The sequence below is a fragment of the Methylobacterium sp. TK26 genome (assembly GCF_055361565.1).
Genome location: NZ_CM143965.1, coordinates 612,796 through 630,252, shown reverse-complemented (window position 1 = coordinate 630,252; position 17,457 = coordinate 612,796). Strand labels below are relative to the sequence as shown.

Here is a 17,457-nt window from a genome sequence, read left to right as displayed (position 1 = left end):
CCTTGCCCCGGACGGTCATTCCGCCGCCACCGGCTCGGAGCGGGGGAGCGACGGCGCATCCGCCTCCCGCGCCAGCACCTCGCGGGCGGCGTCGGCCTCCCGCTGGCGCGCCCAGAGGGCGGCGTAGATCCCGCCCTTGTCGAGGAGTTCGCCATGGGTGCCGCGCTCGGCCACCACACCCTTGTCGAGGACGAGGATCGCGTCGGCGTTGACGACGGTGGAGAGGCGGTGGGCGATGACGAGGGTCGTGCGCCCCCGCGCCACCCGGTCGAGGGCGTCCTGGATCTCGGCCTCGGTGAAGGAATCGAGCGCCGAGGTCGCCTCGTCGAGGACGAGGATCGGCGGCCCCTTCAGGATGGTGCGGGCGATGGCGACCCGCTGCTTCTCGCCGCCCGACAGCTTCAGGCCGCGTTCGCCGACCGGCGTCTCGTAGCCTTCCGGCAGACCGGAGATGAAGCGGTCGATCTGGGCGAGCTGGGCCGCCTCCTGGACCTCCGCGTCGCTCGCATCGGGGCGGCCGTAGCGGATGTTGTAGCCGATCGTGTCGTTGAACAGCACCGTGTCCTGCGGGACCATGCCGATGGCGGCGCGCAGCGATTCCTGCGTGACGGTGGCGATGTCCTGCCCGTCGATGCTGATCCGGCCGGATGACGGCTCGTAGAACCGGAACAGCAGCCGGGAGAGGGTCGACTTGCCCGCCCCCGAGGGGCCGACGATGGCGACCGTCTGGCCGGGCTTCACTTCGAAGGAGACGCCGCGCAGGATCGGCCGATCCGGCGTGTAGGCGAAGCACACGTCCTCGAACCGCACCGTGGCGCCGGCCACCGCGAGGGGCTTCGCCCCCGGCTTGTCGGCGATCTCGGGGTTCTGCCCGAGGATGCGGAACATGTCGTCGATGTCGATGAGCGCCTGTTTGATCTCCCGGTAGATCATGCCCATGAAGTTCAGGGGCATCGAGAGCTGCACCAGCATGGTGTTGGCCAGTACGAAGCCGCCGATCGTGGTCCGCCCGGCCAGGATGTCCCGCGCCGCCAGCCACATCACCACCGTCATGCCGGCGGTGAAGATCGCCGCCTGCCCGGCGTTGAGCACCGCGAGCGACACATAGGTCTGCGTCGAGGCCTTTTCGTATTTCGCCATCGAGACATCGTAGCGGGCGGTCTCGCGGCCTTCCGCGCCGAAATACTTCACGGTCTCGTAGTTCAGCAGCGAATCGACCGCCTTGGTGTTGGCGTCGGTGTCGGAGGAGTTCATCCGGCGGCGGATAGCGATCCGCCACTCCGTCGCCTTGTAGGTGTAGCCGAGATAGGCCGCCACGGTGAGGAAGGCGGTCAGCGCGTAGAGCCAGTCGAACTCGTAGGCGAGGATGCCGAGCACCAGCGCGAACTCGACGATGGTCGGCACCAGCGTCAGCACCATCAGGCGCGACAGGTCTTCGATGCCGGAGCGCCCCCGTTCCAGCACGCGGGTGAGGCCGCCGGTCTTGCGCTCCAGATGGAAGCGCAGGGACAGGGCGTGCATGTGGGCGAAGGTCATCAGCGCGAGGCGGCGCACCGCGTGCATCGCGACCTTGGCGAACAGCCCGTCGCGGACCTGGGTGAGCAGCGCCATCGCCACCCGCGACAGGCCGTAGAGGCCGATGAGCAGCATCGGCGCGGCGATCAGCCCGGCCGGCACGCCCTTCTCCTGGCCCCCCACCGCCGCGACGAGGGCATCGGTGGCCCATTTGAAGGTGAACGGCGTGACCATCGTCGCGAACTTGGCGACGATGAGTAATCCGAAGGCGATGAAGACCCGCCGCTGGAGGTCCGGGCGCCCGTGCGGCCAGAGATGCGGCCACAGGCGGCGGTAGGTCTCGATCAGGCCGGGGCGAGCGGGCGGGGTCGTCCCGGACGGGGACGGGGTGGCATCGGACATGGAAAGGGGTTCTGGCGCGGGATTACGGCGCATATAGGCACGTGCGGGCGCGCCCGCACCCCGTCCGGCGGGACGACGGCCTGCCGTTCAGCCCCGCCGGTCCTCCGGCAGCACGAAGATCTGGCCGGGATAGATCAGGTCCGGATCGCGGATCTGCCCCTGGTTGGCGTCGTAGATCACCGTGTAGCGCTCGCCGCGCCCGTAGATCCGCTTGCTGATCTGCCAGAGGTTGTCGCCCCGGGTGATCCGCGCCGTGGCGATGGAGGGCACGAACACCGCACCCGACGCTGCCGGATCCTCCGGGGCTCCGGCCAAGCCGTTCGCGGCCGGCGCCGCCGCCGCCGGGAAGGACCGCGACGACGGAGACGACGGGGGCGTGGCCGCCATGGGCTCGCCGCGCGGCGCCGACGCGCCATGCTTCTGCTCCGGCTTGGTGTGGTCCGGCTTGGCATGGTCCGCTCGGGCCGCCTCGGCGACCTGCTGCGGCATGGCGAAGGGCACCTCCGCGCGGTGCAGGACGCGGCCGGATTTCGGATCGATCTCATCGATCCGCACCTGATACTGGCCCTGCGCGACGCCCCGTCCGATCGTGAAGGTCACGCGGCCGTCCGGGCCGATCCGGGCGGGGGCGATGAGCGTGTCGTTGAGATAGAGCCTGACATCCGTGCCGGGCTTGCCGGTGCCCGTCACGAACAGGCGCCCGCCGGGCTCGGCATCGACGCTGACGATCCGCGTCGCCGCGTCCTGGGCGGGGCGTCCGGTCGGATTCGTCCCGCCCCCGCCTGCGGACTTGTCCACCCGGCCGGCCTGGGGCGTCTCGGGGGTGCCGGGCTGGGAGAGGACCACAGTCGGCGCATCGGGGGTCGAGAGGGCGACGAGGGGGCGGCTCTTGCCCTCCGGCGCCACCGAGACGGCGACGCTCTGCGACGAGCGCACTTCCTGGCCATCCGCCGTCCTCGACCGCAGCATGATCTCGCTCGATCCCTTCGGCAGGGCCGGCGGGACGATGGCGAATTGCCCGTTCGGATCGGTCAGCGCCTTGGCGACGGACTTGCCGTCGACCAGCATCTCGATGACCGTGTTCGGCCGGCCCCGGCCCGCCACCACCGTATCGCCGTTCGGCTCGACGCGGACGATGTCGAAGCTCGGCGCGATGGCGGCCTCGGCCGCCTTGCCCGGCTCCGCCCCTGGGACCTTGTCTTGAGCAGGCTTGTCTTGAGCAGATTTATCTTGGGCAGATTTATCTTGGGCAGATTTATCTTGGGCAGATTTATCTTGGGCAGATTTATCTTGGGCAGGCTTGTCCTGCGGCGGCGTCTCCTGCGCGGGCTTGTACGCGTCCTTGCCCGGCCCCGCCGCATTGGGGGAGAGGGCGGACAGCTTGCCCTGGGCCGCCTGCTCGATCCGGGACAATCCGCCGGTCCCATAGAGGCCCAGCACGATCCCGAGACCCGCTACGAGGCCGGCGAGCGCCAGGACGATTCCGTGCCGTAGCCGACCCGTCGTCACCACGTTCCCCTCCCCCGCCGCCCCGCCGTCGAGCGGCGAAAACTCAAAACTTAGCGGACCTCCTCGTGGAAACCCGTCGACTGCACGGCCTATAATAACGTACACGGGCCGGGCACCAAGCCGCCCTGCCCTTGTGGTTGGCGATTCCTGTGGGAATTCAGCACTTTGCTGCAATTTCTCCCGGATGTAGGACCTTCGGGGCGGCCCCCGGAATGCGCGAAGGAGGGCGCCGGATGGCCCTGGTGAGGACGGTCTGTGTCTATTGCGGCTCCGGGTTCGGCAAGAATCCGGCCTTCAAGGAGGCGGCGCAACTGCTCGGCACCGCGCTCGCGCAGGCCGGCATGTCCCTCGTCTACGGCGGCGGCGATGTCGGGCTGATGGGCACCGTCGCCCGCGCCGTGCTGGAATCGGGCGGCCACGTCACCGGCATCATCCCGGACTTCCTCCAGGCCCGCGAGAACATGCTGGACGCCGTCGATGAGACCATCGTCGTGCCCGACATGCACACCCGCAAGCGCCTGATGTTCGAGCGCTCGGATGCCTTCGTCACCCTCCCCGGCGGAATCGGCACGCTGGAGGAACTGGTGGAGCAGCTCACCTGGGCGCAGCTCGGGCGGCACAGGAAGCCGGTCGTGCTCGTCTCCGTGGATGACTTCTGGGCGCCCCTGCTCGGCCTGTTCGATCACATGCGCGACCACGGCTTCATCCGTGACGGGCTCGACCTGAGCTACCTCGTGGCGAAGGACGCCGCCGCCGTGGTGCCGCTCCTCCAGGCCGCCGGCCACGAGCCGGACGGCCGCGCCGAGGAACTCATCGTCACGAAGATGTAGTCGCTCATTAGCCGGCGCAAGTATTGAGATGTTGCTATCCAGCAACTCATTGATCTTTTAAAATATATGACGGGATTATGACAAAATACCCAGGCTAGTCTTTGGTTAAACAGCCCCCACCCGGGACCAGCGGGTTGGGGGCAACAATGGACTTCAAGCAGAGTGTGTCATTCGCCGCGCTCGCCTTGGCGGCGTTCGGCCCATCGGCCGCGCAGGCCCAGACGGTCAACACCACACCGTCCAACGTCAACGTTCTGAACCTGCTCGGCCCGTTCCTCGGGCTGAACGCGACGCAGGTCGGCCAGCAGACGCTGCAGCTGAACCTGTCGCAGGCCATCGCCCAGAATCAGGGCGCCTCGCTCGCGGACCAGCGGAAGGCGATCAGCGACAAGGCCCTGCCGGGCAGCGCGGCCTTCACCACCTCGATCACGCTCGCCAATGGCACGCGGGTGAATCTCGGCCCGGCGGACAACCTCGCGGGCGGGCTCCCGGCGCAGGCGCCGCAGAGCGCGGGCGGCCTCACCCCCCTGCAGCCGGTGGGCGGCCTCGGGCCGCAACTCGGCGGGATCTACCAGACCGGCATCCGCGCCAGCACCGCCAATAGCGGCCCCCTGACGGCGACGTTCAACCTGCTGAACCAAGCCTACAGCGTGTTCAGCGCCGATCTCGGCGTGGCGAAGAACTACTTCGCCAACGGCGCGGCCACGAACCCGAGCACGACGCCCGCCGGCTACGTGCCGGTCCCGGCCGTGGCGCCCGCCGGCTACGCCCTGCCGACCGGCCCCTACACGATCCCCGCCGGTTCGCCGGCCGGCGCCGCGGGCTCCACCGGCACCCTGCCGAACCGCTACGACAGCGTCCTCGACCTCGCCTACGGCGTGCGCAACACGCAAGGAGGGCAGGATGTCTACGGGTCGTCGCGGCCGATCCAGGTGGCGCAGAGCCAGTACAACGTGTTCGATCCGACTGCGCTGAACGGCATCGCCACCAACCCGTCCTTCCCGAGCGGGCACACGCAATACGCCTATACAGACGGCTACTTGCTCGCGATGCTGGTGCCGCAGCAATACCAGAACATGCTGCTGCGGGCGTCCGACTACGCCAACAGCCGCATCGTGCTGGGCGTGCACTACCCCCTCGACATCATCGCCTCGCGGGCCTTCTCGGCCTACGACCTTGCCCAGGCCTTCACGAACCCGGCCTATATCAACAACACCGCGACCACGGGCACGGCGATCAACATGCCGAGCCTGTTCACGGCGGCGCAGTCCGAGTTGCAGATCTACCTCTCGGCCCAGTGCGGCAACACCGTCGCCGCCTGCGCCAACAGCGCGGCGAACACCACCAGCAACCCCTACCTGCCCAGCGCGGCCAACCAGGCGCTCTACCAGTCGCGCCTGACCTACGGTCTGCCGACCCTGACCTTCGCCCAGGCGCCCCGCGAACAGGCGCCCTCGGGCGGTCCCGACGCCGCGATCCTGCTGGCCCCGCTCTACGGCGGCAGCACGGGCGCGGCGAAGACCCTCGCCCCGAACGGCGGCCTCTACGGCCAGCTCTCCACGGGGACGATCAACCAGATCATCGTCAACACCGAGGGCAATGCGCTCGCCGCCTTCTACGGCACGGCGCTGAGCTACTGGTCGCGCCTCGACCTCTACTCGGCCGCCGGCTACTTCGGGAACGTCACCGGCACCCTGTCGATGGACCCGAGCGACCGGCTCAACACCGGCGCGAGCATCGGCAGCGGCGGCGCCCTCTATGCCAACGGCACGATCGGCGGCGCGGTCGTCGTCAACGGCGGCGGCCTCCTCGGCGGCACCGGCACGGTGGGTGGGCTCGCGGCCCTCTCCGGCGGCACGGTTGCCCCGGGCAATTCCATCGGCACCCTCACGGTGGCCGGGAACGCCGCCTTCGCGCCGGGCTCGGTCTATCAGGTCGAGGCCAACGCGGCGGGCCAGTCCGACCGGCTCGCGGTTTCCGGCACGGCCACGCTGGCCGGCGGCACGGTGCAGGTCCTGGCGCAGAACGGCGCCTACAACCCGCGCACGCAATACGCGATCCTCAACGCGGCCGGGGGCGTCACGGGCCAGTTCGCGGGCGTCACGTCGAACTTCGCCTTCCTGACCCCGACCCTGCGCTACCAGCCGACCGAGGTCGACCTGACGCTGACGCGCAACGACATCGCCTTCGCGAGCATCGCCACGACCCGCAACGGCGCCTCCGTCGCCAACGCGATCCAGGCGGGCGGGCCGGGCAGCGCCATCTACGCCTCGACCGTGGGCCTGACCACGCCGGAGGCGCAGGGCGCCTTCCGCGCGCTGGCGGGCGACATCCACGGCTCGACGGTCTCGTCGTCCTACGAGACGGCGTTCTTCGTGCGTGAGGCCATCCTCGACCGGCTGCGCTGGGGCACCACCCCCGGCGCGGCGGATGGGCTGAGCTTCGGCAGCCTGCCGGCCAGCTACACCGCCGACCTGCCCGGCCGCCGGCCGCCGGTCGTGAGCGTGCCGATGCAGACCCTCGACCCGACCGTGGTCGGCATCTGGGGCCAGGGCTTCGGCGTCTTCGGCAGCGCGAGCGGCGGCAACGCCTTCGGCCTCGACCGGACGCTCGCTGGCTTCGCGGCGGGCCTCGACATGCGCCTGCCGAGCGGGATCAAGCTCGGCGTGGTTGGCGGCTACACCGAGAACACCCTCGACACGAATGGCCGCTTCCAGTCGGCCGGCGTCACGAGCGGGTTCGGCGGCGTCTACGGCGGGTACGAGATCGGGCCGGTGTCGCTGCGCCTCGGAGCGGTCTACGCGGACGAGTCGCTGCGCACCCGCCGCGCCGTGATCGTCCCCGGCGTGGCGGATACCCCCACCGGCCGCTACGGCGGCTACACGGTGCAGGGCTTCGGCGAGATCGGCTACAAGTTCTTCCCCGGCCAGCCCGCTCCGGTGGCGCTGGTGTCGAAGGGCGCGACGGTCCAGCCGCTGCAGCCGTCCCCGACCTATATCGAGCCCTTCGTCGGCGGCGCATATGTCGGCATCCACCGGGACGGCTTCGCCGAGACCGGCGGCGTGGCGGCTCTGCGCGGCCTTGCCCGCGACTACGACCTCGGCGCCCTGACGGTGGGCGTGCGCGGACAGTCCGCCTTCGACTTCGGCACCGGATTGCCCCTCTCGGCCCACGCCCTCGTCGGCTACCGCCGGGCCTTCGGCGACGTGGTGCCGAAGGCGCTCCTGGCCTTCGGAACCGGCCCGTCCTTCCTGTCGGCGGGCGTGCCGATCGACCGGGACGCGGTGGTGGCGGAAGTCGGTCTCGACCTGCGGGTCGCGCCGGGCGCGACGCTCGGCGTGGCCTACACGGGCCAGACCGGTTCGCGTGCCCAGGATCAGGCGGTGAAGGGCAACTTCACCTATCGGTTCTGATCCTCGCCAATCGGGATGAGACAGGGCGGCGCTCCGAGAGGGGCGCCGCCCTTTCCGTCAGCGGGCCGCCTTCGCCTTGGCCTTCGGAGCCGGCTCCGCGCCGTCCTCGATGCCGGCCACGTTGATGGTCTCGGCGATCTTCGACAGGAGCGCGTCGGTCTTCTTCTCCTCCTGCAGGGTCTCGTCGAGGAGGCTCGCCGCCTCCGCGTAACCGAGCTGGCTCGCCCAGGTCTTGAGCGTGCCGTAGCGGGCGATCTCGTAATGCTCGACCGCCTGGGCGCAGGCGGCGAGGACGGCATCGGCCGCCGGGCTGTCGCCGAAATCCTCCAGATCCTCCTCCATCTCCGAGGTGATGCCCTGCATCGCTTCGCAGGTCTTGGCGCGGGCCGGCTTGCCGATGATCTCGAAGACCTGGGTCAGGCGCTCGACCTGATGGGCGCTCTCCTCGGCATGGGTCTCGAAGGCCTGCCGAAGCTCGTCGTGCTCCGCCGCCTTGGCCGATTTCTTGAGGGCTTTCACCGATTGCTTCTCGGCGTAGTAGACGTCCTTGAGGGTCTCGTAGAACGCGTCGTGAAGCGTCTTCTGCTTGGTGGCCATGGCGATCGGAACTCCTGCGGGCGGTGGAATGGCCGAGCGGGTGAAAGCGGCCACATCCCGCCAACCCCGGCCTCGCGCGACGGGTCCCGCCTTTATTCTCACCGTCCGCAGGAACCTTTGTCCGTGCGCTTGCGGTCTCTCGCCCTCACTTGGCGATCATCGGGCAGCCGCCCTCGCTCATCGGGCGGAAGGCCTGATCGGCGGGGATCGTCTCCAGCACCTTGTAGAGGTCCCATTCGCCCTTCGACTCGGACGGTGCCTTGGCCTCGAACAGGTACATCGGGTGGATCTTGCGCCCGTCCGGGCGGATCGTCCCCTTGCCGAACAGCGGGTCGTCGGTGGGAATCTCCTTCATCTTGGCGACGATTGCCGCGCCGTCCTTGGCCGAGTGCAGGGCCTCCACGGCCTTCAGGTAGTGGAGCGTGCTGGCGTAGACGCCCGCCTGATAGGAGGTCGGCTTCTTGCCCGGCATCTTCTGCGCGAAGCGGTCGGCGAAGGATCGGGTGGCGTCGTTCATGTCCCAGTAGAACGAGGCGGTGAACTGAAGCCCCTGGGCCACGTCGAGACCGAGCGAGTGGATGTCGGTGATGGCGATGAGCAGCGCGGCGAGTTGCTGCCCGCCCTGGCGGATGCCGAATTCGTGCGCCTGCTTGATCGCGTTGGCTGCGTCGAGGCCGGCGTCGGCGAGGCCGATCACCTGCGCGCCGGAGGCCTGGGCCTGGAGCAGGAAGGACGAGAAGTCCGGGTTCGGGAAGGGCGTGCGCACGCCGCCGACGACCTTGCCGCCGTTCTTCTCCACCACCGCCTTGGTGTCGCGTTCCAGGGCCAGCCCGAAGGCGTAGTCGGCGGTGATGAAGTACCAGGACTTGCCGCCGCGCTTCAGCAGCGCCTTGCCGGTGCCGTTGGCGAGCGCCGCCGTGTCGTAGGTCCAGTGGACGGTGTTCGGCGTGCAGGCCGGGCCGGTGAGGTCGGCGGTGCCGCCGCCCGAATTCACGAACGCCTTGTTCTTCTCCTTGGTGATCTGCGCGATGGCGAGCGCCACCGAGGAGGTCGGCACGTCGAAGATCGCATCGACCCCGTCGCGGTCGTACCATTGCCGGGCGATGGAGGCGCCGACATCGGGCTTGTTCTGGTGATCGGCGGCGATGACCTCGACCTTGAGCCCGTGCTGCTCCGGCTTGTAATCCTCCACCGCCATCCGCGCCGCGACCACCGCGCCCTCGCCCGTCGAGTCGAAATAGACGCCGGAGCGGTCGTTCAGGACGCCGATCTTCACCGGCACGAGGTCGGCAGCCTGGGCGGCGGCGAGGGTGCAGAACGCTGCGAGCGCCCCCGCCGCGAGGGTACGGGTCGGCATCGGTCTCTCTCCCTGAGGCGCATGACGATCCCCCCGCGTTCGGTGCGGCGGGTTTGCCTGAGGGACGCAGCTTAGACGCCGTGCTCCGGCGTTGCCTACGCTTCGGGTTGAGGAAGCGCCCCCGGAGTCAGGCCCAGGATCGCCGTGGCGATGTCGAGGGTGCAGATCTCGGGCCTGAGCACGCCCACGTGCCGGGTGCGCGCCTCCGGCGTAACGAAGGTGGTGCCCGGCCCCGCGACGGTGGGGTCCGTCTCCCCCGGCACGTAGCGTCCGCCCGCGCCCGTGGTGAGGTTGAGGATGACCTCGCCGTTGCGCTCGCGGATCCGCTCCACGACCTCCCGGTAGAGGGCGAGGTCCATGCTCGGCGCCCCGGTCGCGGGGTCCCTGTCGGTCATGTCCGCTTCTCCCGCCTTTGGCCTCAGGGTGGCACGGCGGCGGGAGGCTGGCGAGGCGTCGCGCCCTACCCGCCGACGCCCGTGGCGAGACCGGCGAGCATGGCCACGCCCAGCACCAGCACGAAGGCGGCGGCCAGCAATTCGAGCCCGCCGACCGCCATCGCCCCGGCCTGTCCGCGACCGCCGGCCAGCGCCAGGGCGGCGCGCTTGGCGAAGACCGCGAGCGCGGCGAGGGCCGTGGTGGTGAGTGCGGTGCCCGCCGCCATGGCGAGGACGGCGAGGATGCCGGCGAGCGGCACGCCCTGCGCCATCGCGAAGACCAGCACGAGCACCGCCCCGGCGCAGGGCCGCGAGCCCGCCGCGAGGACGATCCCCGCCCGCGCCCGCCAGGATCGCGCGGAGGCGACGCGCTCGGCCGCCGGCATGTGGGCGCAATCCGGCCCGCAGGCGCCACCGGCCACCTGGCCCGTCGCGAGCTGCCCGGCCTTGCGCCAGGTCAGGGCGAGGCCGGCGGCGGCCACCAGGGCGAAGCTCGCCGTCTCGATGAAGGTGCCGGCCCGCGTCATGGTCGCGGCGGTGGCGTTGAGGACGAGACTGCCGACCCCCACCAGGGCCATCGCCACGGCGGCCTGCAGCAGGGCGGCGCAGGCGCTGAGGGCGCAGCCGAGGCGGAAGGCGCGCTCCCCCGCCAGGATGTAGCCGGCGATGACCGCCTTCCCGTGCCCCGGCCCGGCGGCGTGGAAGACGCCGTAGGCGAAGGCGAGTCCGATCAGCGGCGTCCAGTCGCCCCCGCCCTTCAGGGCGGTGACGGCGGCGTTCATGGCCCGCGCGAAGCTCGATTGCAGGGAGAGGATGAGCCCGCCGAGGCCGGTGGCGGCGGGGGCGGCCTCGCGGAACCCGATGCCGAAGGGGGAGCGCGGCGGCGGCGCGGCGAGGCCGGGGGCGATGAGCCACGCCAGCAGGGCGACGAGGAGGGCCGCCAGCGCGACCGCCACGGCCATCAGCGCGAGGCGCTGGGGCAGCCGCGAGGCCGGCGCGGCTGGGGCGAGGCCGAGCCCTACGGACACGCGACGATCACCCGGTTGGCGAATTGCTCGCCGTAATTCGAGGCGGCGGTCAGGGCCTCGAAGAAGGCTTCGCTCATGCCCGTCTTGGCGTCGGCGACCTTCGTCTGGTCGTTCTTCGGCCGCGTGACCGAGGCGGTGCAGCCCTGCGGCGCTCCCGTCAGCGTCACGGCCTCCTGCCCCTCCGCGAAGCCGAAGGAGACGAAATAGGTGGGGTCGTAGACTTCGAGAGCCGCCACCCCCCGTCCCGGCGCCGCCGGGCTCTTGAGGGGCAGGAGGAAGCTGAGCGTGAGGGCGTTGCCCTCCATCCGCATCGCGGCCTCGCGGGGCTCGGCGAAGGCCTGTTCCTTGCCGGCGACCTTCAGCTTCGTGAAGTAGCCGAACTCGGCGAGGTTCTCGGTGTTCGTGGTCGCGAGGGAGGCCAACTCGTCGGGGCTGAGCTTGCCGTCCTTGTTGGCGTCGAGCCCTTGGGTGACGTAGGCCGAGTATTCCGGATCGAACGACCAAGTATGGCGCACGCCCGTGACCTTGCCGTCCGCGTAGGCGACCTGCGCCCTGGCGGAGACCCAGACGTGGGGATGGGCCTGCGCGGCCGTCACGGCACAGCAGGCGGCGGCGGCGAGGAGGCTGCGAAGGGCGGCGGTCGACATGGGCGGCACGCTCGCGGCGATGGGTCAACGAAGGGTGAACGCGCGCTTGTTCGCCCGGCCTTGGGGCGAAAGCGAGGCGCGCTATTGCCCCGCGTCCAGTCCCATCAGCTGGAAGCTCACCCGCAGGTCGTCCGACATCGGCACGTCGAGGCGCTCGCCGTTCGGCAGGCGCTTGAGGAACCAGCGCTCGTAGGTCCAGCGCAACTCGCGGGATTCGGCGAGCCGCCGGAAGGTGTCGCCGACCAGGGACGCGAATGCCGGGTCGTCCTTGCGGAACATGATCCCGTAGGGCTCGAAGGACAGCTTGTCCGGCAGCACCGTGTAGGTGGGGCCGTCCGCCGGGTCGGTGGCGATCAGCCCGTAGAGGAGGATGTCGTCCAGGGCGAAGGCATCGGCCTTGCCCGCCTTCACCATGGCGAAGGAGGCGGCGTGGTCGGGCGCCGTCACCACCTGCGCGTCGATCTTCAGCCGGGCGAGGAGGTCGCGCAGGATGCGCTCGTTGGTGGTGCCGGCGGTGACCACCACCGTCTTGCCGCCGAGGTCCCGGTAGGAGGCGAGCGTCGAGCCCTTCCGCACGAGGAGCTTCGTGGCGCTGATGAAGTCGACGGGCGAGAAGGCGACCTGCTTGCGCCGCTCGGCATTGGCGGTGGTCGAGCCGCATTCGAGATCGACCTTGCCGGAGACGACGGCCCCGATGCGGGTCTCGGACGTCACCGGCTCGTAGCGCACCCTGAGGGGGCGGCCGATCGCCGTCTGCACGTCGTCCACGATCTCGCCGCACAGGTCGATGGCGTAGCCCGCCACCCGAGGCGTGCCGTCGGCCCGCTTGCCCTCCACGAAGGAGAACGGGATCGAGCTTTCCCTGTAGCCGATCACGATCTCACCCCGCTCGGCGGCGGTCTTGAGCGTGCCGGTCAGAACCTCCACCGCCCCTGCGGGGCAGACGGCGAGGGTCAGCGCGACGGCGAGGGCGAGGGCCCGGTTGCGCGTAGCCATGTCGGCCATCCCCTCCCCGTCGCCTACTCGGCCGGCGCGGCGGCGCCAGGCATGTGGTCGAGGCGCTGGTCCTCCAGGGTGAGCTGGCCCTCCCACTTCGCCACGGCGACGGTCGCGATGCTGTTGCCGAGGACGTTGGTCGCCGAGCGGCCCATGTCGAGGAACTGGTCGATGCCGATGATGAGCAGCAGCCCCGCCTCGGGGATGTTGAACTGCGACAGGGTCGCCGAGATCACCACCAGCGAGGCGCGCGGCACGCCCGCCATGCCCTTCGACGTCACCATCAGCAGGAGCAGCATCGTCAGTTGCTGCGTCCAGGTCAGCGGGATGTTGTAGGCCTGCGCGATGAACATCACCGCGAAGGTGCAGTACATCATCGAGCCGTCGAGGTTGAACGAGTAGCCCATCGGCAGCACGAACGAGGTGATCTTGTTCGGCACGCCGAAGCGTTCGAGGTTCGAGAGCAGCTTCGGATAGGCCGCCTCGCTCGACGCGGTGGAGAAGGCCAGTACGAACGGCTCCTTGATCAGGTTCACGAGCCGGCTGATCCCGCCCGTGCCGACGAGGAGGGTGCCGACCCCCATCAGCAGCATCCACAGGCAGAACAGGCCGAAATAGAACATCAGCATGAACTTGCCGTAGGTGACGAGGACGCCGATGCCCTGGGTGGTGATGGTCGCCGCGATGGCCGCGAAGACGGCGACGGGGGCGAACAGCATCACGTAGCCCGTGACCTTGAGCATCACGTCGGCGACGCCCTCGATCCCCTTGGCGAGGAACTGGCCCTTCTCCCCGAGGGAGGCCAGGGCGACGCCGAAGAAGATCGAAAACACCACGATCTGCAGGATCTCGTTGTTGGCCATCGCCTCCACCGCGCTCTTGGGCACGAGGTGGGTGACGAACTCCTTCAGGGAGAGCGAGGCGGCCTTCAGGCCGGTGCCCGCTCCGGCATCAGGCAACGGCAAGTTAAGGTTGTGGCCGGGCTGGAGGAAATTCACCAGAACGAGGCCGAGCAGCAGCGAGCAGAACGACGCGCCGACGAACCACAGCAGCGCCTTGCCGCCGACCCGGCCGACGGACGCAGTATCGCCCATGTGCGCGATGCCCACGACCAGCGTCGAGAACACCAGCGGCGCAATGATCATCTTGATGAGCCGCAGGAAGATATCGGACACCAGCGCGATGTATCCGGCGATGTCCTTGGCGGTCTGTGGATCCGGCCAAGTGATGCTGCAGGCGTAACCCACCGCGATGCCGAGTACCATGCCGATAAAGATGAGCGTGGTCAGTCTCGATCCGGTCATTGCTGATCCCTCCCCGCACCCGCCCAGGTCGACTGGTTACAACTTCTCGTAACGGTCCAGCAGACACCATGCCATCCGCAAGCCCGCTTGCTGAAATTTGTGCGGCAAATGCATTGATTTGTGTCGGTGGCGCCCCCGGGACCCCCGTGGCGTCGAGGCTACGCTTGCGGTACGGGTCTTGCGGACCGGCCCCGAAGGATCGCAACGCGCTGGGGCATCGAGCGGACGGGTGTATGGACGTCTTTCTGCAGCAGTTGATCAACGGCCTGACACTGGGCTCGATCTACGGGTTGATCGCCATCGGCTATACGATGGTCTTCGGCATCATCGGGATGGTGAACTTCGCCCATGGCGATGTCTTCATGGTCTCCTGCTTCATCGCCCTGATCCTGTTCCTGCTGCTGACGACGTGGCTCGGCGTCTCCTCCATCGTGTTCGCCTTCCTCGTGGTGCTGGTGCTGGCGATGGCGCTCACCGCCCTCTGGGGCTGGGCCATCGAGCGGGTGGCCTACCGGCCGCTCCGGGGCTCCTTCCGGCTGGCGCCGCTGATCTCGGCGATCGGCGTCTCGATCTTCCTGTCGAACTTCGTGCAGGTGGTGCAGGGCGCCCGCAACAAGTCGATGCCGCCGGTCCTCTCGGGGGGCATCACTGTCCTGGAGCGGGAGGGGTACACGGTGGTCCTGTCCTACAAGCAGGGTCTCATCATGGTGGTGACGGCGGTGCTGCTGACGGGCTTCTGGTACCTCGTCCAGCGGACGCCCTTCGGCCGCGCCCAGCGGGCCTGCGAGCAGGACCGGAAGATGGCCGCCCTGCTCGGCATCGACGTGGACCGGACGATCTCCCTGACCTTCGTCCTCGGCGCCGCCCTCGCGGCGGTCGCGGGGGTGCTCTACGTGATGTATTACGGCGTGGTCTCGTTCTCGGACGGGTTCGTGCCGGGCGTGAAGGCCTTCACGGCGGCGGTGCTGGGGGGCATCGGCTCCCTGCCCGGCGCGGTGCTCGGCGGGCTCATCATCGGCCTGATCGAGACCTTCTGGTCGGCCTATTTCTCCATCGAATACAAGGACGTGGCCGCCTTCTCGATCCTGGCGATCGTGCTCATCTTCATGCCCTCGGGGATCCTCGGGCGGCCTGAGGTCGAGAAGGTCTGATGGCCCGCCCCGCCACCGACGCCCTGCCGGACAGCGCCATGGGCGCCATCCTGCGCGACGCCGCCCTCTGCGCCCTCGTCGCCCTCGGCCTCTGCGTGCCGCTGATCGCCTTCCGGATGGATCCGGGGCCGGGCAGCGACCTCGTCCTCGTCCCCCGCTGGGGGCTGGTGGCGATCCTCTGCGCGATCACCTTCGCCGTCCGCCTCGGCCAGCGCCTGCTCCTGATGCGCCGGGACGCGCGGCGGGCCAAGACGTCAGCCCTTGCCCCCTCCTCCGCCCAGGCCACCGTGGCCGTGGGGGGCGAGCCCGATGCCGGGCAGAAGGTCTCGAAGATCGGCCTGAAGCTGTTCGTGGCGGTGGCGCTCTCCCTGCCGGTCCTGGCGACGCTGGCGACCGGCGATCTCGGCTCGGCCCGCTACTGGATCGACCTCGGCATCCTCATCCTCACCTACGTGATGCTCGGCTGGGGGCTGAACATCGTCGTCGGCCTCGCCGGGCTCCTCGACCTCGGCTACGTCGCGTTCTACGCGGTCGGCGCCTATTCCTACGCGCTGCTCTCGACCACCTTCGGCCTGTCCTTCTGGGTGTGCCTGCCGCTGGCCGGCCTGTTCGCCGGGCTGTGGGGGATGCTGCTCGGCTTCCCCGTCCTGCGGCTGCGGGGGGATTACCTCGCCATCGTGACGCTGGCCTTCGGCGAGATCATCCGCCTCGTCCTCATCAACTGGACGGACGTGACCGGCGGCGCGGCGGGCGTGTCCTCGATTCCCCGCGCGACCTTCTTCGGCATCCCCTTCACGGCGGACGATGACGGGTTCGCCGCGCGTTTCGGCCTCGAATTCGATTCGATGCACCGGGTCGTGTTCCTGTACTACCTGATCCTCGTGTTGGCGCTGATCACCAACCTCGTGACCCTGCGCCTGCGCCGCCTGCCCATCGGCCGCGCCTGGGAGGCGCTCCGCGAGGACGAGATCGCCTGCCGCTCCCTCGGCATCGACACCACGGCGACGAAGCTCACGGCCTTCGCCCTGGGCGCGGCCTTCGGCGGCTTCGCCGGTTCGTTCTTCGCCGTGCGGCAGGGCTTCATCTCGCCGGAGAGCTTCACCTTCCTGGAAAGCGCGATCATCCTGGCGATCGTGGTGCTCGGCGGCATGGGCAGCCAGTTCGGCGTCGCCATCGCGGCCGTGGCGATGGTCGCCGGCCCGGAGATGCTGCGCAACCTCGGGGGGCTGAAGGCGGTGTTCGGCGAGGGGTTCGATCCCAACGAGTACCGGCTGCTGCTGTTCGGCCTCGCCATGGTGGCGATGATGGTCTGGCGCCCGCGCGGGCTGATCTCGGTGCGGATGCCCTCGGTGACGCTGGGTGAGCGAAAGGCGATCTCCGGCGCCCATGTGAGCGAGGGGCACGGCTGATGGCGGCTTCCGTCCTCACGGTCGATCACCTGACCATGCGCTTCGGCGGCCTGACCGCCATCGCCGACCTGTCCTTCGAGGCGCGCCGGGGCGACATCACCGCCCTGATCGGCCCGAACGGGGCCGGCAAGACGACGGTCTTCAACTGCATCACCGGCTTCTACAAGCCGACCGAGGGGATGCTGACCCTCACCCACGAGGACGGCAGCGAGCACCTGCTGGAACGCCTGCCGAACCATCAGGTGAACCGGACGGCGCGGGTGGCGCGGACCTTCCAGAACATCCGCCTGTTCCCCGGCATGACGGTGCTGGAGAACCTGCTGGTGGCCCAGCACAAGACGCTGATGCGCGCCTCCGGCTACACGGTGCTGGGGCTCCTCGGCTTCAAGGGGTTTCGCGATGCGCAGGCCGCGGCGGTCGAGAAGGCCAAGGGCTGGCTCGCGCGGATCGACCTGCTGGCGCGGGCCGACGAGCCGGCGGGAAGCCTGCCCTACGGGGCGCAGCGGCGGCTGGAGATCGCGCGGGCCATGTGCACCGATCCGGTGCTGCTCTGCCTCGACGAGCCCGCCGCCGGCCTCAACCCGCGCGAGTCCCTGGAACTGAACGCCCTGCTCCGGCACATCCGCGACCACGAGGGCACCTCGGTCCTGCTCATCGAGCACGACATGTCCGTGGTGATGGAGATCTCCGACCACATCGTCGTGCTCGACTACGGCAAGAAGATCGCGGACGGCACGCCGGAGGAGATCCGCACCAACCCGAGCGTCATCGCCGCCTATCTCGGCGTCGAGGACGAGGAGGTCGAGGCGGTGGAGGCCGAGGTGGGCCTGTCCCTGCCGCATGAAGGGCATCCCGCATGAGGGCC

Annotated in this window: 13 protein-coding genes and 1 pseudogene; 5 read left to right on the top strand and 9 right to left on the bottom strand. The window is 69.5% G+C overall.

Annotated elements, in window-relative coordinates:
• Positions 1-15: 15 nt before the first annotated feature.
• Complete coding sequence (locus tag ACXJ1Y_RS03165) at positions 16-1,917, bottom strand: ABCB family ABC transporter ATP-binding protein/permease (protein ID WP_463848721.1); 1,902 nt, start codon at positions 1,915-1,917, stop codon at positions 16-18.
• 87 nt (positions 1,918-2,004) lie between these two features.
• Positions 2,005-3,429, bottom strand: coding sequence for a LysM peptidoglycan-binding domain-containing protein (locus ACXJ1Y_RS03160; RefSeq protein ID WP_463848720.1), 1,425 nt, complete (start codon positions 3,427-3,429; stop codon positions 2,005-2,007).
• A 230-nt stretch (positions 3,430-3,659) separates the two neighbouring features.
• Here ACXJ1Y_RS03160 and ACXJ1Y_RS03155 point away from each other — a divergent pair, with 230 nt between their 5' ends.
• Together ACXJ1Y_RS03155 and ACXJ1Y_RS03150 are read left to right on the top strand one after the other, a co-directional pair.
• Positions 3,660-4,256, top strand: a complete 597-nt coding sequence (locus ACXJ1Y_RS03155) for an LOG family protein (protein WP_463848719.1) — start codon at positions 3,660-3,662, stop codon at positions 4,254-4,256.
• Positions 4,257-4,420: 164 nt separating this feature from the next.
• On the top strand, positions 4,421-7,669 hold the full coding sequence (locus tag ACXJ1Y_RS03150; RefSeq protein WP_463848718.1) for an autotransporter family protein: 3,249 nt from the start codon (positions 4,421-4,423) through the stop codon (positions 7,667-7,669).
• Positions 7,670-7,726: 57 nt separating this feature from the next.
• Here ACXJ1Y_RS03150 and ACXJ1Y_RS03145 read toward each other — a convergent pair whose 3' ends face one another.
• The 7 genes and pseudogenes from ACXJ1Y_RS03145 to ACXJ1Y_RS03115 all read right to left on the bottom strand — a co-directional run bounded on the left by ACXJ1Y_RS03145 (position 7,727) and on the right by ACXJ1Y_RS03115 (position 14,032).
• Positions 7,727-8,266, bottom strand: coding sequence for a YciE/YciF ferroxidase family protein (locus ACXJ1Y_RS03145; RefSeq protein ID WP_463848717.1), 540 nt, complete (start codon positions 8,264-8,266; stop codon positions 7,727-7,729).
• A gap of 145 nt (positions 8,267-8,411) precedes the next feature.
• The gene (locus tag ACXJ1Y_RS03140; protein ID WP_463848716.1) at positions 8,412-9,623 is read right to left on the bottom strand and encodes an ABC transporter substrate-binding protein; all 1,212 of its coding nucleotides are present in this window, start codon (positions 9,621-9,623) and stop codon (positions 8,412-8,414) included.
• A 113-nt stretch (positions 9,624-9,736) separates the two neighbouring features.
• Positions 9,737-10,009, bottom strand: a pseudogene (locus tag ACXJ1Y_RS03135) (3-keto-5-aminohexanoate cleavage protein); the annotation flags it as partial.
• A 74-nt stretch (positions 10,010-10,083) separates the two neighbouring features.
• The gene (locus tag ACXJ1Y_RS03130; RefSeq protein ID WP_463848715.1) at positions 10,084-11,085 is read right to left on the bottom strand and encodes a nickel/cobalt transporter; all 1,002 of its coding nucleotides are present in this window, start codon (positions 11,083-11,085) and stop codon (positions 10,084-10,086) included.
• Positions 11,076-11,732 (bottom strand): DUF1007 family protein, encoded by a 657-nt coding sequence (locus ACXJ1Y_RS03125; protein ID WP_463848714.1) that lies wholly within the window; start codon positions 11,730-11,732, stop codon positions 11,076-11,078. The genes ACXJ1Y_RS03130 and ACXJ1Y_RS03125 overlap by 10 nt, the downstream gene beginning before the upstream one ends.
• Before the next feature lie 81 nt (positions 11,733-11,813).
• Positions 11,814-12,728 carry an amino acid ABC transporter substrate-binding protein gene (locus tag ACXJ1Y_RS03120; RefSeq protein WP_463848713.1) on the bottom strand — a complete coding sequence of 305 codons (915 nt, stop codon included), beginning with the start codon at positions 12,726-12,728 and terminating at the stop codon, positions 11,814-11,816.
• A gap of 23 nt (positions 12,729-12,751) precedes the next feature.
• Positions 12,752-14,032, bottom strand: coding sequence for a dicarboxylate/amino acid:cation symporter (locus ACXJ1Y_RS03115; protein WP_463848712.1), 1,281 nt, complete (start codon positions 14,030-14,032; stop codon positions 12,752-12,754).
• Between the two features lie 233 nt (positions 14,033-14,265).
• On the opposite strand from ACXJ1Y_RS03115, the gene ACXJ1Y_RS03110 reads away from it, so the two are divergent.
• Genes ACXJ1Y_RS03110 through ACXJ1Y_RS03100 form a run of 3 tightly spaced genes read left to right on the top strand, consistent with a single transcriptional unit; the run spans position 14,266 to position 17,452 of the window.
• A complete protein-coding gene (locus ACXJ1Y_RS03110) occupies positions 14,266-15,183 on the top strand; it encodes a branched-chain amino acid ABC transporter permease (protein WP_463848711.1) in 918 nt (305 codons plus the stop codon).
• On the top strand, positions 15,183-16,592 hold the full coding sequence (livM, locus tag ACXJ1Y_RS03105; protein ID WP_463848710.1) for a high-affinity branched-chain amino acid ABC transporter permease LivM: 1,410 nt from the start codon (positions 15,183-15,185) through the stop codon (positions 16,590-16,592). The genes ACXJ1Y_RS03110 and livM overlap by 1 nt, the downstream gene beginning before the upstream one ends.
• Positions 16,592-17,452, top strand: coding sequence for an ABC transporter ATP-binding protein (locus ACXJ1Y_RS03100; protein ID WP_463848709.1), 861 nt, complete (start codon positions 16,592-16,594; stop codon positions 17,450-17,452). Before livM ends, ACXJ1Y_RS03100 begins: the two co-directional genes overlap by 1 nt.
• Positions 17,453-17,457 lie beyond the last annotated feature (5 nt).